General features: G+C 34.5%; 12 protein-coding genes. 6 read left to right on the forward strand and 6 right to left on the reverse strand.

The genetic code is table 11. From position 1 onward, the window contains the following. The first annotated feature begins 75 nt into the window (after positions 1–75). Positions 76–1,338, forward strand: a complete 1,263-nt coding sequence (locus JAZ75_RS08440) for a right-handed parallel beta-helix repeat-containing protein (protein WP_208701184.1) — start codon at positions 76–78, stop codon at positions 1,336–1,338. A 9-nt stretch (positions 1,339–1,347) separates the two neighbouring features. Then, complete coding sequence (locus JAZ75_RS08445) at positions 1,348–2,424, forward strand: phytase (RefSeq protein WP_208701185.1); 1,077 nt, start codon at positions 1,348–1,350, stop codon at positions 2,422–2,424. 340 nt (positions 2,425–2,764) lie between these two features. On the opposite strand, the gene JAZ75_RS08450 is transcribed toward JAZ75_RS08445, so the two are convergent. The 4 genes from JAZ75_RS08450 to JAZ75_RS08465 all read right to left on the reverse strand — a co-directional run bounded on the left by JAZ75_RS08450 (position 2,765) and on the right by JAZ75_RS08465 (position 6,456). After that, positions 2,765–3,706, reverse strand: a complete 942-nt coding sequence (locus JAZ75_RS08450) for an IS3 family transposase (protein WP_208702397.1) — start codon at positions 3,704–3,706, stop codon at positions 2,765–2,767. After that, positions 3,625–3,993, reverse strand: a complete 369-nt coding sequence (locus JAZ75_RS08455) for a helix-turn-helix domain-containing protein (protein WP_208701187.1) — start codon at positions 3,991–3,993, stop codon at positions 3,625–3,627. The genes JAZ75_RS08450 and JAZ75_RS08455 overlap by 82 nt, the downstream gene beginning before the upstream one ends. A gap of 259 nt (positions 3,994–4,252) precedes the next feature. Next, positions 4,253–6,235 (reverse strand): hypothetical protein, encoded by a 1,983-nt coding sequence (locus JAZ75_RS08460; RefSeq protein WP_208701190.1) that lies wholly within the window; start codon positions 6,233–6,235, stop codon positions 4,253–4,255. Positions 6,236–6,291: 56 nt separating this feature from the next. After that, a complete protein-coding gene (locus tag JAZ75_RS08465) occupies positions 6,292–6,456 on the reverse strand; it encodes a hypothetical protein (RefSeq protein WP_208701192.1) in 165 nt (54 codons plus the stop codon). A gap of 1,620 nt (positions 6,457–8,076) precedes the next feature. Here JAZ75_RS08465 and JAZ75_RS08470 point away from each other — a divergent pair. The 3 genes from JAZ75_RS08470 to JAZ75_RS08480 all read left to right on the forward strand — a co-directional run bounded on the left by JAZ75_RS08470 (position 8,077) and on the right by JAZ75_RS08480 (position 11,853). Next, positions 8,077–8,253, forward strand: a complete 177-nt coding sequence (locus tag JAZ75_RS08470) for a hypothetical protein (RefSeq protein WP_208701194.1) — start codon at positions 8,077–8,079, stop codon at positions 8,251–8,253. A gap of 38 nt (positions 8,254–8,291) precedes the next feature. Next, the gene (locus JAZ75_RS08475; RefSeq protein ID WP_208701195.1) at positions 8,292–9,875 is read left to right on the forward strand and encodes a hypothetical protein; all 1,584 of its coding nucleotides are present in this window, start codon (positions 8,292–8,294) and stop codon (positions 9,873–9,875) included. Between the two features lie 115 nt (positions 9,876–9,990). Then, on the forward strand, positions 9,991–11,853 hold the full coding sequence (locus tag JAZ75_RS08480; protein WP_208701197.1) for an acyltransferase family protein: 1,863 nt from the start codon (positions 9,991–9,993) through the stop codon (positions 11,851–11,853). 78 nt (positions 11,854–11,931) lie between these two features. Here the strand turns inward: JAZ75_RS08480 and JAZ75_RS08485 are convergent, their stop codons facing one another. Continuing rightward, the gene (locus JAZ75_RS08485) at positions 11,932–12,735 is read right to left on the reverse strand and encodes a tyrosine-protein phosphatase (RefSeq protein ID WP_208701199.1); all 804 of its coding nucleotides are present in this window, start codon (positions 12,733–12,735) and stop codon (positions 11,932–11,934) included. A gap of 660 nt (positions 12,736–13,395) precedes the next feature. Between JAZ75_RS08485 and JAZ75_RS08490 the strand changes: the two genes are divergently transcribed. Continuing rightward, positions 13,396–15,231, forward strand: coding sequence for a nucleoside-diphosphate sugar epimerase/dehydratase (locus JAZ75_RS08490; protein WP_232789386.1), 1,836 nt, complete (start codon positions 13,396–13,398; stop codon positions 15,229–15,231). Between the two features lie 165 nt (positions 15,232–15,396). On the opposite strand, the gene JAZ75_RS08495 is transcribed toward JAZ75_RS08490, so the two are convergent. Then, positions 15,397–15,807, reverse strand: a complete 411-nt coding sequence (locus JAZ75_RS08495; RefSeq protein ID WP_208701202.1) for a copper resistance protein NlpE N-terminal domain-containing protein — start codon at positions 15,805–15,807, stop codon at positions 15,397–15,399. Positions 15,808–16,145: the final 338 nt, after the last annotated feature.

The following is a 16,145-nucleotide window of genomic DNA, read 5'->3' on the forward strand; positions in this document are numbered from 1 at the left end:
ATATTTTATTTAACAATCTTGACCTAATCGTGGTTAGAAAACAAATCAATTATGACAATTAAACAATTTGTTACAATGAAAAATAACATGATTTTATCGTGTCTAGCGTGTTTTTTTCTAATGCTAACGGCATGTGAAAAAGCGAATATTGACGTCGATACGAGCGAGGCTGATGGCAGTGCGATCGGCGAAGTATCCGGAGTATGGAGTAAAGGCAGTGTGCAACATATAAAAGGAGATATTATTATCCCAGAAGGCAAAACATTGACCATCGAAGAGGGGGTTACAGTTTTGATGGATACAGAGAATAAACCCGAAATTGTGGTCTTGGGCAATTTGTATGCACTCGGAACAGATGATAATCCAATCAGGTTTACCGTAGAAGATCAGTATAAAACTAAAACAAATGAATTTGGAAAACTTTGGGGTGGAATTTTAGCGGCTCCGAGTTGTCAAGAGCTGGTTTTAGATCATACCGTTCTGGAATATGGCGGTGCGATTACATCAGATGCTTCAACTTCTGTGAAGATGGGTATGTATAAGAAAGTATCGGGAGAGGCACTACCTGCGCTTTGGTTTTCCAATGCTGACGGGAAATTAGTGGTCCAGAATAGTACGATCAGTCATTTTCATGAAGACTGTACATATATTGAAGGAGGGAAAATTATCTTTGCTAATAATCGCTTTTTCTCAAATGGTGTGACAGGTGGTGAAGCGATGAACTTTAAATCTGGTTCTATTGCCGATGTCGCCTACAATCTGGTTTACAGTGTGAATACGAATGCTTTAAAGCTGTCCAATTCGGGTGACAAGACTCCCCAAGCATACATTATGGTGTATAATAATACAATGCTTAATACGGGATGGCGCAGACCTACTGCCAAAGGTGGTTCAATATGGATAGAGGCATCTGTAAGAGTGGAGATCTACAATAACCTTTTTGCCAATACCCGATTTGGCGTTAAGCGGGATCCTAAGAAACCGGAAGATAATCGTTCAATATTTAGCAATAACTGGTACTTTGGTCAAGATCAATTAACTGTAGATCAGTTTCAGGTTGGAAAGAATGATATTGTAGCAGGATCAAATGATGTTAGAGGTAAACTAGCAGGAGAGAACAATCCGAAATTTGTAACTTATCCTTTGGAAACTTCGGTTAATAACGATGTGTTTGATTCGGCTTGGGACTTTCACCTTCAAGGGAATTCTCCAGCCCTAAAATCGGGAACTTTATCTTTTAAACCACATTTCATTACCGGACTGGTCATGTCAAATGGATTAACCTACAACTCGCCTGCACCCGCAGTTTATGCAGGTGCTTTTGGAACAAAATTTTAATTACTCAACATGATAACTTTAAAAACAACACGATCTATTTCTTTGATCGTATCAGCGATAATTCAGGTGGCTTGCAATAATCCACAAACTAATGCTGTTGCTACAGATACCATTAAGCCCATTTTCGTGACCGATGCGGTGCGTTATGATTCCGATGATCCTGCGATCTGGATCAATAAAGCTGATCCAAGTAAGAGTTTAGTGATCGCAACGGATAAAGATGCTGATGGAGCGCTTTTTGTCTACGACCTAGCAGGTAAAATTGTAAAGGATAAGGTCGTGCCCAATTTGAAGCGCCCGAATAATGTGGATGTAGCTTATGGGTTGATCTTGAACGGTAAGCCTGTTGATATTGCTGTAACAACAGAACGTATGACGCATAAATTGCGGATATTTTCGCTTCCTGATATGAAGCCTATTGATCAGGGTGGATTGGATATGTTTGCAGGTGAAACAGCGCCTGATTTTAGGGATCTCATGGGCATTGCGCTTTATACTTCATCCAAAGGACAGATTTATGCTATTGTGGGACGGAAAAATGGTCCTAAAGATGGCTATCTGTGGCAATATTTATTAGTGGATAATGGTTCGGGTGCTATAAAGGCAACTTTTGTGCGCAAATTTGGTTCTTTTAGCGGGAAAAAGGAGATCGAAGCAATAGCGGTAGACAATGAACTTGGATATATCTACTATTCGGATGAACAGGTGGGAGTAAAGCAATATTATGCAGATCCTGCAAAAGGAAATGAGCAACTGGCTTTATTTGCAACTGAAGGTTTTAAAGAAGATCATGAAGGTATTTCTATTTATAAATTGACCGATAGTACGGGATATATATTGGTTTCGGATCAGGGGGCAAATCGTTTTCAGATTTTTAGCCGTGAAGGAACTAAGACAAATCCATTTGAACATAAGTACTTGAAAACGGTACCGGTCATGGCTACACAAAGTGATGGCTCGGAAGTTGTATCGGTTAAATTAAATGATACATTTAAGCATGGTCTTTTTGTTGCGATGAGTGATGATAAAACTTTCCATTATTATCGCTGGGAAGATATTGCAGGTACAGATTTGAAAATGAGGTAATGGTCGTGGTCGGCATAATAGAAAAAACTGATCTATAACGATTGGACTGAAAAGGTGAGTTGATATGATCTTAAAACATCTTTTTTTATCTTGTTTTTATATGGAAACCCTTATTTATTAATTTAGAATTCGGGGTATTTTACAAAGTGATAAGCAAAAATAAATATTAAATAAAATTGTGGTCTTAGTTGCAATAATGTTCTCTAAATTACTGTAGACTCATTAGAAAAAATGTTAATATTGCATAAATTTAATGTTTGTATAATTATATAAATATATTTTGAAATGATTAAAAAAACAAAGGGCTTGATATGGACTGACCCCAAAAAGCTGGACTAATTTACGCAGTGTTTTTGATATAATGAGCTCGGTATTCCACCGGGCTCATTCCATTTAAATTAATCCGTATCCGTTGGTTATTATAATACCTAATATAGCCTTTAATCTCTTTTGCTAGTTGTAAAATTGAAGTATACTTCTTTACATAAAACAATTCTGATTTTAATACCCCAAAGAAGTTTTCAATAATAGCATTGTCCAGACAATTTCCTTTTCTGGACATGCTCTGGGTAATGTTGTTTTCCTTTAATTTTTTCTGATACCTCTGTAACCTATATTGCCATCCTTGATCAGAATGCAATATAGTTTCTGTATGTTCTTTATTATCATTTTTCCTTCTTTTAAACGCTTTCTCAAGCATATCCAGAATTTGTTTATAATTAGCTGAGCTTGATAAATTATAGCTTATAATCTCTCCATTAAATAGATCCATTACAGGCGATAAATATAGCTTATTGCCTGCAACATTAAATTCAGTTACATCAGTGACCCATTTCTGATGTGGTTGTCCTGCTTTAAAATCTCGCTTCAGAATATTCTCTGCAGCTTTACCCACATCGCCTTTATAAGACTTATATTTCTTGACTCTTATTACACTTCTTAGCCCTAAATGCCGCATGATCTTAGGGACAGTCTTAAAGTTGACTGCAGCTTTGAATTTCTTTCTGAGTGTTAAAGTGATTCGTCTGTAACCATATAAGCCCTTGTTTTTATTATAGATCAGTTTAACATTTTCAACCAGGTCCGTATACTTGTCTAAAAAAGAGATACTCTGGGTATGATAATAATAACTACTGCGGGCTAGCCCGGCCAAGTGTAGTAGGTGTTCCAGTTTATGTTGACGCCTCAGCTCCGTTATGATTACGGCTTTTTCTTTTTGGCTTGTTTGCTTTGAGCCAAGGCTTCCAACTTTTTTAGGTAATCGTTCTCTGCACGTAAGTATTCCACTTCTATTCTAAGCTTTTCTACTTCGTTCATAGCGGGATTTATTCCAGGGATAGTAGTTTTCTTGGTCATCTTATTATTAATTGTATCTGACTTCCGCGGCCTACCTCGATTATCCGCTAACCCCGCAAATCCATTACGCTGAAATTTTTTATTCCATTGTAACAGTACAGAAGGATTTGAGATTCGATGTTTAACACTCGTGTCCGCCAAAGATAATCCACTCGCCTGATATTCTTGAATTATTTGGACTTTTTCTTCTTTCGTGAATGACTTTTTTGCCACTCCATACAAGCCTTGTTCACCATAGTATTCATAAAGCTTAAGCCAATATTGTAAATTGGATTTACTTAACCCTTAGTTCTTTGCAAGGTTGCAAATGCTCTCTTTACCTTGTAGAATAATAGTTACTAAGCGTAACTTAAACTCGAAATCATATTTCTGTTTTTTGCTCATAAAAATGCCCCAAATAAGTGTCTAACTTTTTGGGGCATGTCTAATATAATCAAGCCTTTTGTTTTTTTATATGAAAACTACTATTTCTTTATAAAGCACGAATACAACGTACATTTTTGAATGTAGTACTTAATACGTCAATACCCAATGCACTGACTCCGTTTAAAAGCTCGCCTGTATTGTTAGCCATATGGAATCTAGCGCCTAAGGTTATAGATGGTGGTATGACAGTTGCACTTATCCCTCTACCTGCATTACCAGCGTAAGCCCAGGTGCCTAAACCAGCTAGACCACTTAGTATATTTGTTCCTTGTTGATTTGTCCACAAGGCGGTCGATTTTCCATAAGAGTCAAGAAGGGGAATATTTAGGTTAATAAGATTTACACCAACAAGATCTGCTGAGATATCGTTCAGTCCTACATTAAGTAAACCATCGCCTTCGCCAACTGCTTGAAGTACGTTGATATTAGAAATCTGACCATTATAATAGAAACGAAGTCTGTTTGAAGAATTGTTTACATCTCCGAACGCATTTGTACCAGATGTTGGAGCTCCGGATGAAATACCATACTGTCCATAAGTATAAGGGGCATTAGGGTCAAGTGTAGAGTTGGGCGCAGGTGTATTTACGAGTACCGCAATTGTATTTCCTAATAAATTTGTAACTAAATTTAGTAGTCCAGTAGTACCTGTTGCATCCACCACTGTTCCTAAACCTCCTAAGACATTAGTCAATTGGTTTAACTCAATATCACCACGAACCATTCCAGTAAAACTGGCTTTAGTTGGTTGCTTCCATAGCCCAGCTGGATACACCAAGGAACAAGGATCTCCTTTTGTGGCAGTTGTTGCAAATTTTCCTGGAATAACACTACCAAAAGCGAAGTAACTATATCCTTCTGATCTGAGTTTGTTTTCAGCAAAGAAGCGATAAGGATTGTGCCCGGCTGCGTAATAGAGATTGGAGCGTGCCCATTTTACAGTTGAACCTGTGGCCGTTAATGGTGATTCTACAATATTGGCTAATAAACGATGACTTTTGCCCAGTTCAGGTGATAAATTAAAAGGTATAGAGATTGCTGTTGTAGCTCCAAATGTGCGATTTATTCCGTCACTATGTGTAATAGTTAAGTTTGATGCAGAAACATTTATACCATTTAATGCGCTAGTTCCTGCTGTGTAAGCATACGCGATTTTAGCATCTGAAAATGCAGGATCAATATTTGTAAAGCTATTCCAATTGATTGTAGGTGTGAAAGTATTTGTTAAAGGGGTTAATAATCCAGTTTTCACATCAATACTAGCTGTTTTTAAATTCAATCCTGTTACAGATATATCCCCTGAGTTCATATTTCCAAAAACCCCCATCGAGTTTAATTCGATTGCAATACGTGCAAATTTATGTCCAAAAGTTATTGGTAATGGTACATTTGCGTTTGGTGTACTTGGAATAGTAATAATGTTTGTAGCATAAAGAATATCTTTATTCTCAGGTAATGTTAAAGTAGTATTTGCCGATGTAATGTCAGTAATATTTGTATTATCATTATATGATAATGCAACCCATTTATAGGTTTGTCCTGGTGTTACACTGATTTTCGGCACTGTTGACTGTCCTACGGAGAACTGTTGTGAAGAAATTAATTGGGAGCCATCGGCAGTGAAAAGATATAAGCGATACGTAATTCCATCGCCAAGTGCAGCCGCACGTAAATTATTATTTGCAGAAGCCTTTTGACCAGAAACGCTATTTTTTTGTGTGATTGCATCTGAGCCCCCCAGATTTGGCACATTGTTGTCTATTAGAGATACGACATCCACATCTGAATAGGATTTTACTGTCATTTTTGTTGCATTTGAATTAACTGATCCTTTTTTGTCGATGTTATTAGAGCTCTGATCTTCGCTGGTACCTACTACCGAAAGAATTAGATTAGTACCTTCGATTTCATCTGTGTGCTCGAGTACATTACTTTTTTCTTTGGAACAGCTTGATACAAGTAGTCCAGAAGTCGCCAATAGAACAGTCGCGACTACCCAGTTAGCTTTTTTTATATATAATAATTTCATAAGTTTTTTAAAAAATGGTTAATAAAATCTTTTGGTTAGTGCTGTTGTTCAAAAAATTAGTCGCCTTCTCCATTTCCAGCACTACCACCACCTTCTATAAAGTCGTCTACAGATGGCGTGGGTCCTGCATTGCCTGAACCTGCAGCAATCCCTTGCTCTAATTCGATTACGAGCTCCTCAATAGTTGGCGCCACGTACATTTTTCTGTTGTTCTTGTTCATAATGTTATTTATTTTAATACACCATATTGTTTCCAATATTGTTGTTAAATTATATTTATAGTTAGTTGTATTTCTTGCAATGTGTTGTAACATTTATTTAAATTCGCTGTTATCACATGAAATTGTTACTTATCTAATTATCAGTCGCTTGTGTTTAATGACACTTTTTATTAATTAATATGTATATTATTATTTTTTATAACAATACATTTTATTTTAATAGGTGTAATGTTAAGAATTAATATCAACTTTGGCAAAAAAAATATTCAAAATATTTTTTTTACAGGTGTAAATAACTTAATATGATTTTTCTTTTTTTTTGTTTAAAAGCTTTATTTTTATTTTTTTTAGTGAAATAGTTGTTTAACTTATTTTATTTATGATTGATTTATAACTTTTTTTATTTTTTGATATGTAAATATCTTTTTTAACGATTGTTTCTTGATGGAATTTAAGTATTTTGTCAAATTTTTTATATTCCCTTTTATCACCGATGAAAATTTAACAATTAGTTTTTATGTTCTAATATTTTTTGTTTATATGGTTATTTAATTAGACTATAATTTGTAACAAACTTTGTAGGATAATTGTTTTAGTTAGTTTGGGTATTTATAAAACAACTTTCTTTATAACTTAAAAAGGTGTAATTAATAGGCGGTTAAGTATATGATGTAGTTAATACTGATCTTTTGATTTTTCATAACTTATGTATGATTAAAATATCTAATTGTATAGAAAATTGATAGATCTGAAATATTTAAATTTCAGGTTTTGCGTTAAAAGTTTTGAGTATTGGAGCGAACCAACCTTCCTAAGATTTTTAATAAATTAGAATGAGCTGAGTAAAATTGATTTTATCATATGTTGATTATGAAAAGTTAGCAACACCCATATGTGTTTTGAAAGAGCATCTACATTGGAATTTCGTGATAAAATTTTTAGATTAATTGTGCTTATCATCAAGCTGATATCATTAGGTATTAATTCTAATTTGGAACGGTTGGGTCGTCTATTTATATTGAATAATATCGCAATTCATTTACATCAATTTACCTTAGTTAATTATATATTAATTGTTTAGCGAACTATAACTTATGTGTTATTAATACCTGGATTACAATATATATGTTTGCGTTTATGTAGTTAGTGTTTTTTAATAGAAATGTAACGTCCAAGGATGTAGAAATAATATATGTAGAATCAGAGCAAGTTTTAGCTACTGGATCTAATATTGCTGAAAATACAATTGAACAGCTTTAAGATAATGATGAAAGATGACAAACGTAATATTTCCTTGTAGAAAAATAAAATCATATATAAAAAGCTTCCGGTTATAAATTGGAGGTTTTTTTTGTTTTTCAACCTTCTTTTTCTGATAAAAATTTGACGTTCGGATCTCTTTTGTAGACAGTCGGCTACAAAAGAGATTACCCTTGTAGTTGGTCATCTACAAGGGTGATTATTTAGTGTAAAATCCTATTTATGTCCTAAAATATTATCTAGTTTTGCTCAAATTAAAATCTGAAAAAATATTTTATAAGTCATTTGTAGATAATGTCTTAGGTGTGATTTATGGGGTTTCGGATTCTGATATTGTACTTAAAAATAAAGATTATAAAAATGAAAACTAACAATGTATTTTTGGCGAACTCTAAAGGCCAATTGAATTATGAGTCTCCTCGTGTTAGCATGCTTCAAGTAGAGCTTGAGCATTGTATTGCCGCCGCTTCAGTTGATAATAATTCGATCAAAGAATCTTGGGAAACTGAGACGCAACAGCAAGAAGTTGAGTGGTAATAGATATTCCTGATTTTTTACATATTTAAAAACTAAGAATGAAAAATTTTAAAATTAGATTGGCCTTAGCTTTGGCTGTTGCACTATTTATTTCTTCATGTAGTAAAGAGACTAGTGAAGTTGTGACTGAAGAAACGACGGTTAGATTGAATATTGGTCAGGCATATGCTAAGACAGATCCTGTTAAAACTGCCAGTGTAGGTCGTAGCTATGCGTCGGCTGTGCAGACAGTTGAAATACCTTTTGATAATGAATATACGTTAATTGCAACATTAGCACCAGAAGCTTCTTCATCTGTTAATTCTTTGAAAGCTACTAATCGTGCGGCTACTACTAGTACGGGTAATTCTGAACAAGTTTTGAAGCAAGGAACGGTTTATTATGTCGCTATTTTTGATGCCACAGGCAAATATAAGGAAACAAAATCTTTTACTCAAGGGGCTGGTGCGCAGGACTTCGCGATTGATAAGGGTAAATATACCTTTGTGATATATGCTTCTGGCACAAATAAAACATTACCTACTATTCCTGCAGGTGCAACATTGAGCACGGTGAAATTTGAGAATTTGACAGCAGATAAAGATTTTATGCTAGATCAAGTTGCTATTGAAGTGAAAAATGGTGAAAACTTAATAAATGCTGATTTGGACCATTTATTTACACAGGTTAGGTTAAAGTTTGATACTTCTGATATTGGTGCAGTGAGCAGTATTGTTGGAGCAACTATAACACCATCAAATCCTAATGTCGATGTGGCTTTAATAGACGGTGCCTTGACTTATAAAGGTACATCTGCTCCAGTATCTTTCAATTTGCCAAATAAAACGGGAAAAATGATTTTGTCTGATTCTACTTTTATTACAACTGCTACGACTGCAGCTGGTACAATTGCATTAACAGGAGTTTCAATTGATGGAAGCGTTGCGAAAAATATCAGTAAAGGTGGCTGGAATCTAAGACCAGGTGTGAAATATACATTGGAAATTACTCTTAAGAAACCTATCAGTGTAAATATCGGTGGTAAAGTTTGGGCTTTAGGTAACTTAACTTATAGTAATGGTGTATACGGTTTTGCACAAACGAATGATACTTATGGTAATTATTGGTTTCCTGGATTCCAAATTCCTAAAGTGTTAGATGGAAGTGTTAACAATCAAAAACCTTCAACTGCTATTAATGGTGGTGCTGTAGATCCTTGTTCTTTGGTATTACCATTAAATACATGGAGACTTCCGACTAAAGCTGAATTTGATAAATTAAAAATTGATACAGACCAAGGTGGAATAGATAATCCGATTAAAACAGGACAACCAAATGCTCAGAATCCGGCTCGTTGGGTGGATACTTATGATGGAACCGCAGGTACAAATTTAGGTATGTTCTTCGGGACTGTAGGTAATCCTGGAACTGACCGCTATAAAAAGTTCTATTTACCATATGGAGGTTCTTATAATGATAACAACACAGGTGATGCATTTGGTACGCAGGGTTTATATTTATTAGCAAACAAGCAACGTCTTCAGTTAACTGGAAGTAAAAACACTTTAGGCTGGTCAATTAATACAGCAGCAGCGGAACCAAACTTTGCATTGCAGATCCGTTGTATTAAGCAAGGATTGTAATAATTTAAACTTTAATCTACCTCTTTTAAGAGCGCTTTCGATAGAAAGCGCTCTTTTTTTTAATCAGCTTATTTTTATAAATTTAGTGCATCCATCAAATTGGATGTTAGCCTAAATGACGTTTCGTTATGATATTGGCCTTTTGCGGGCAATTGCAGTTTGTTTTGTTTTACTCTTTCATTATAATTTTCCATTTTTTGAGGGAGGGTATATAGGGGTTGACATGTTTTTCGTGATATCAGGATTTTTGATGACTAAAATTATCTTAACAGAGATTAAAGGAGATCGGTTTTCTTATTTTTCATTTATTGAAAGAAGAATAAGGCGGATTGTGCCAGCACTATTAGGTGTTTCGGTGGTAATGCTGCTGTTATTGCCTCTTTTGTATTTTGATGTCGATCTGAAGCTTAATGCGAAGTATATTGCATTGAGTCTCGCATTTATGTCTAATATTTATTATGGAAGTTTATCTGGCGATTATTTTTCACCCGATGCTCAGGATAATCTCTTTTTACATAGCTGGTCCTTAGCTGTTGAATGGCAATTTTATATAATCTATCCACTGGCTTTATGGATACTTAAGGATCGCTACCTACATCATTTAAAACAATTTCGCTTCATTTTAATTGTTTTAACGGTACTTTCCCTTTTTCTTTGGCTTGGTATGGGAAGTCGCAGTAGTTGGGCTTTTTATTTGATGCCGACGCGGATCTGGGAATTTTTAATTGGGGGTTTGGCTTTTTTGTACAGTCAAGAATTAAAAGAGAGGTTGAAACCATTCTTAACAGCACTAACCATTATGAGCTTAGTACTGATGCTTGTTTCCGCTCTATTTATTCGAGCAAATCATAGCTGGTCATCGACATTAGTTGTAATTCCTGTTTTGGCAACTGCTGTTTTATTAGCTATAGATCATCAATTGGTGTGGTTTCAAAATAGCGGAATTCAATTTTTAGGAAAAATTTCTTACTCTTTGTACCTGTGGCATTGGCCATTTTATGTGCTCTATCGAAAATTTGAGTTTTTGATGCAGTGGCGTTATAGTATTCTTATTCCTTTTTTGCTTTCTTTTATTTTTGCAATCCTATCTTTTTATCTGTTTGAGCAAAAGAAAAATATATTTGGCGCTAAGATTTTAACAATTTCTGGATGTGTAGTTGCTTTACTTGCAACAATGCTCTTTGTATTTCCTAAGCATATATTATGGGATAATATTCGTCTCGTTGATAATCAATATGTCAATTATTTTCAACAGGATGAACATCAGCATTTGAACCCATGTAATTGCTATATCACAAGAAGCCCGAATTACAACACCTATGATAAAGAAGAATGTTTGAAAATCGATGTGAGAAAAGAAAATATATTATTGATCGGGGACAGCCATGCGGCGCAGCTTTCTACGGCTTTTAGAAATGGCTTGAAACAAGATCAGCATCTGCTTGAGATGAGTTTAAGCCTAACTTTTCCTTTTCCAGATTCAAAAGGTTATGATAAGTCAGTTCTGTTATGGAAATATTTTTATACCGAGTTCCTGCCTAAAAATGAGAATAAAATCAATAAGGTGTTTATTTCTGTTCATTGGTTAATGAATACATATGAGGAAATGAACTATACACCTAAAGAAATAAAGCAGGGTTTAAGTCAGATGACTGCGCTCTTTGATAGTTATGGGCTACAGTATTATTTCATCGGACAAACCGAACTTTATCGGGTTCCTTACCGACAGGTTGCATTAAAGAAAATGTTTAACCCTGTTTTAGATGAGCAGCAATTTATTCTAGACGAAGGGAAACAAGTTAATGAATTTCTGAAACGAATTATTCCAGAGCAACATTATATTGATATTTATAAACATGGAGAAATAGAGCACAATTCTCAGGAAATGGGGATGTCTTACATGTTTGATAAACATCATCTTAGTGCATTTGGGGCTAGTCAGGTTGTGGATTATCTGCTCCGAAAGGAATATCTTTGATCGCATATACGCTGTTAATGAAAAGGAGCTTTATACACGTTAGTATAAAGCTCCTTTTTTACCTGCTATTCCGATTATTTATCCGGCGATGATATGCTGCCCTTTGCCTGCATTGATATGATCAAGTAAGGTCGGGTTTAAAATTGTACAGGTTTTCAGCATTTCCCGTACAGGATATTTTTCAACAATATCTTTTAATGAACGCAGATGTTTATCATGGTGAAGGTCCGTTCCGACAAAATCATACATACCCGATTTGACAAGTGTCATGGCAATGGCTTTTACATCGACACCGTAATATCTGCTCAGAGATAAAAGGTTTAATTGTAAAAAACATCCAGCATCTTTTATCTGTTTGTAAATGTTAAAATTACTATGGTAATAGTTATATCGTTCGGGATGTGCTAAAATAGGTTTGTATCCTAATTTTTGAATATTCAATATCGTTTGAAATAAAGCCTTCGATTCGGAGAGGTATGACATTTCAATCAAAACATATCCGCCAGGCATTAAGCACAAATCATTGCTCTCAACCAGTGCATGAAGACCGTCGTCGATCATGTGTTCTGCAGCTGCAAAAATTTCCACCTCGCTTCCTGAATTTTTTAACCCTTCGCTTAGCGCATTGTGAGCTTGTCCAATACTAAATTTAGTATTAGGATGTACACCCTCCATGATATGGGGAGTACAAATGAATTTTTTAAAACCAAGGCTGCTTAATTCCTTAATATAGCCTAATGATTGCTGTACTGATGTGCTACCATCATCAATGCCCGGTAGTAAATGATTATGCATGTCAACTTCAAGAAAATCCAATTTTGATATGGATCGGACCGAAGCTGCATTTTTATTTTTTGTGAATAGATTGCTAAAAAAAGACATCTGTGATTTTAGTAATAATTGTTTTTCGATAGTATAGATTAAAGTGCACTGTGATCTGACAAATATTCAAAATCGAAATATGAGCTAAATGCCTGTTTTCACAACGTTATTTCCTCCAATTTATTGTAATAAATGTTCTCAATTAGTGTGCCAACATTACTTGTGAGAAATTGTGTTTGAAAGGACGCTACTTTAACTGTTTAAACAGTTAAAGCCTTAACAAAGATTTTTTTAAAATTTTATTTACTAAAGTTCTTAAATCTAAAACCTTTTTGTAAGATTTTTGTTATTAACCCTGCCACTTCATTAAAAAGCATATTAAAAATGAAGGGGTTTTTATTAATAATTAATAAATATGTGAAAATTTATATATTAGAATTGCCAATTTTTTAGTAAATTGGTGTTGTGAATTATAGTGTTGAATAGGAGCCATTTAAGGGTCATCTAAATACCCTCTACTAACCATATCCTATTAAATAAGAGTGAACTGTTAGCAATAAGTTTATGATAAGTTTTTTTAGAGATTTAAAAAGACATTTATATCGAGACCATCCACGTTGGATTATTTTGATAATCGATATGTTTATTGTATTTGTCAGTTATATACTGTCTATTTATGTACTCTATGATATTAAGAGCTTTAGTGATGTTTGCATGGCGATGAAAAAGTTAATCGTTACTCTTCCCATATATTGCATATTTTTTGTTTGCAACAGTACTTTTAAAGGGATTGTACGCCAGACTGGAATTCAAGATGCAATTAAAATATTTAAAACTACAGCAACTGCTTATATTGTGCTGATGCTATTTATGATAGTCGTTAAATCTGTGGTGACAAGGGGAAGTGTGGTCTCCGATTTCCTAAGATTACCTTATGGACTGTTGACCATGCAGTTCTGTATGTTACTGGTTTTTATGATCGGTTCTCGTGTGGTTTATCGTACGGTTTTTGAATATCTCTCATTATCTGCTAGAAAGTTAGAAAACGTCTTGATTTTTGGTGCTTCTCGTCCCGGACTCTCAACTTATTCTCTTTTAAAAGAAGACCCTCAAGTGAACTATCATGTAATTGCATTTGTAGAGGATCAGTTAAATCGAGTTGGTAAACGGCTTGCGGGTTTAAAAATCCTGGATATAACTGAAATTACATCAGATTTTATTAAAAGAAACCGTATAACGGATGTGATTATTGCTGTAGAAAATAATGATCCAGAACGTTTGCAATATGTTTCGGATTGGTTCCATCAGCTTGGTCTTGAACTTAAAATCATGTCTCCTGCGCGTATTCTACCTAATTCAAGAGTGAATCGTGAGATCAGACCTTTAGAAATTGATGATTTATTGGGACGTAAGCCTATCAAACTGGATCACCAGGAGATAGAATCCGAGATGGAAGGTAAAGTAATTTTAGTGACAGGTGCAGCTGGATCAATTGGCTCAGAGCTTGCTCGGCAAATTGCACGACGTTCTTATAAAAAATTGATTTTACTAGATCAAGCTGAATCTCCTTTGTATGATATACAACAATCAATAAAATGCAGCTACCCTGAACATTTACATTGTGTTGTTGGAGATGTGCGTAATTATTTTTTTATGCAAAAGATATTTGCAGAGTATCAACCCGATTTGGTATTTCATGCTGCGGCCTATAAACATGTGCCCTTAATGGAGGCTAATCCATACGAATCAATACAGACAAATGTGCTAGGAAGTAAAAATGTTGTAGACCTCTCGATGAAATACGGGGTTAAAAAAATGGTCATGGTATCTACAGATAAAGCGGTCAACCCGACTAATATTATGGGTGCAACGAAGCGCATGGCTGAAATATATGTGAGCAGCTGCAGTGGAAAATCCGAGACCCAATTTATCATTACCCGATTTGGTAATGTGCTAGGTTCTAATGGATCAGTAATACCACTTTTTGAGAAACAGATGGAGCAAGGCGGACCATTGACATTGACCCATCCTGATATCACCCGATTTTTTATGACGATTCCTGAAGCTTGTCAATTGGTTCAAGAAGCTGGAGTGATGGGAAAAGGGGGAGAGATTTTTGTGTTTGATATGGGTAAGTCAATTCGTATCATCGATCTGGCAAAACGTATGATTAATTTAAAAGGTTATCGTTATCCAGAAGATATAGATATCAAAATCGTTGGGTTGCGTCCTGGAGAGAAGATCTATGAAGAGCTTCTTGCTAATAATGAGAATACGATAAAGACTCACCATCCCAAAATTATGATAGCGAAGGTAAATCACGACGATTTGCCGCAAAAAGTAGAACGAATTAATTATTTGTGTCAACATATAGTAGGTCCGCATGCTATTTTACCCGATTTTATGAATCTCGTGAGACATATGAAAAAAATAGTTCCTGAATTTAAGTCGCAGAATTCAGAATTCGAAATACTGGATAATGAAGTTTTGGACATGGAAATTATGGATAAAATAGTTTCTGAAGTACCGATCTATCCTATAGCTAGAAATGCTTGATGCGATTTCACTAACACAGGTTTATATACTTTTAAAAGAGGAAAAGATAAATGAACTATTCCCTCTTATTAATAAGCCCCAAGAAAGTAATTACTTTTTGGGGCTTTGCATTTTCGGTTATGTATAAGGAATGCGGGATAATTGAATTCGATGAGTTATCGTGTTCTATTGCATAATATAGGCTTCGTATGCATTCGTGAGAATATCTCCAGTTTCTGTGACACGATGTAATGTTCGGTTGTTTACTAATAGGTATCTTAGAGAGGTTTTTTGTTCATTTTTTTCTGTAGTGAGGATGACATCTTTATTATCTGTAAGGGTATAAGTACCTTCTTCTTGGAAACTACTGACTTTATCAGCTTTAACCCGAACAATTTCATAAAAATTATCTTTCTTAAATGTTAGTTTGAGGTAATTGTCACCACCACCATAAATGATTTCGGAAGCGATATCTTTCCTTAGCCAAAAAGTGCCAATTAATATATTTTCCTGTTCTGGTTCAATGGTTTCGCTAGAATTGCATGCTGTAAATAGTATGGCAATACTAGTCATAATGAGTAAAAAAAATATCTTCATATTTATTCTATAAGGTTAATGATAATAAATGATTTTTGTTATTTAACAAGCTATAAATACATAAGAATACAGTTTAGAATTGAAGTTTTTATCTTATTAAGAACAAATATAAGTGTGTTTAAGGCTTTTTTAAAGGGACCCTGGGGTTCTATTTCCTTTGTGTTATATTTTTATTAAATGAATACATCCATAAGTCTAGAAATATGAGGTTTTGCAAATTTTGTTCATCTTATTGTGTATGTAAAAGTTTAAAGTGATTTATTATTATGTAGCGGGGTAGCTACAAATTTATAAACAATCACTTTTTTATCCAACGATCTTCATATTTGTACAGTTAT

Source organism: Sphingobacterium sp. UDSM-2020 (genome assembly GCF_016132525.1).
In the GTDB taxonomy this organism is placed as follows: domain Bacteria; phylum Bacteroidota; class Bacteroidia; order Sphingobacteriales; family Sphingobacteriaceae; genus Sphingobacterium; species Sphingobacterium anhuiense.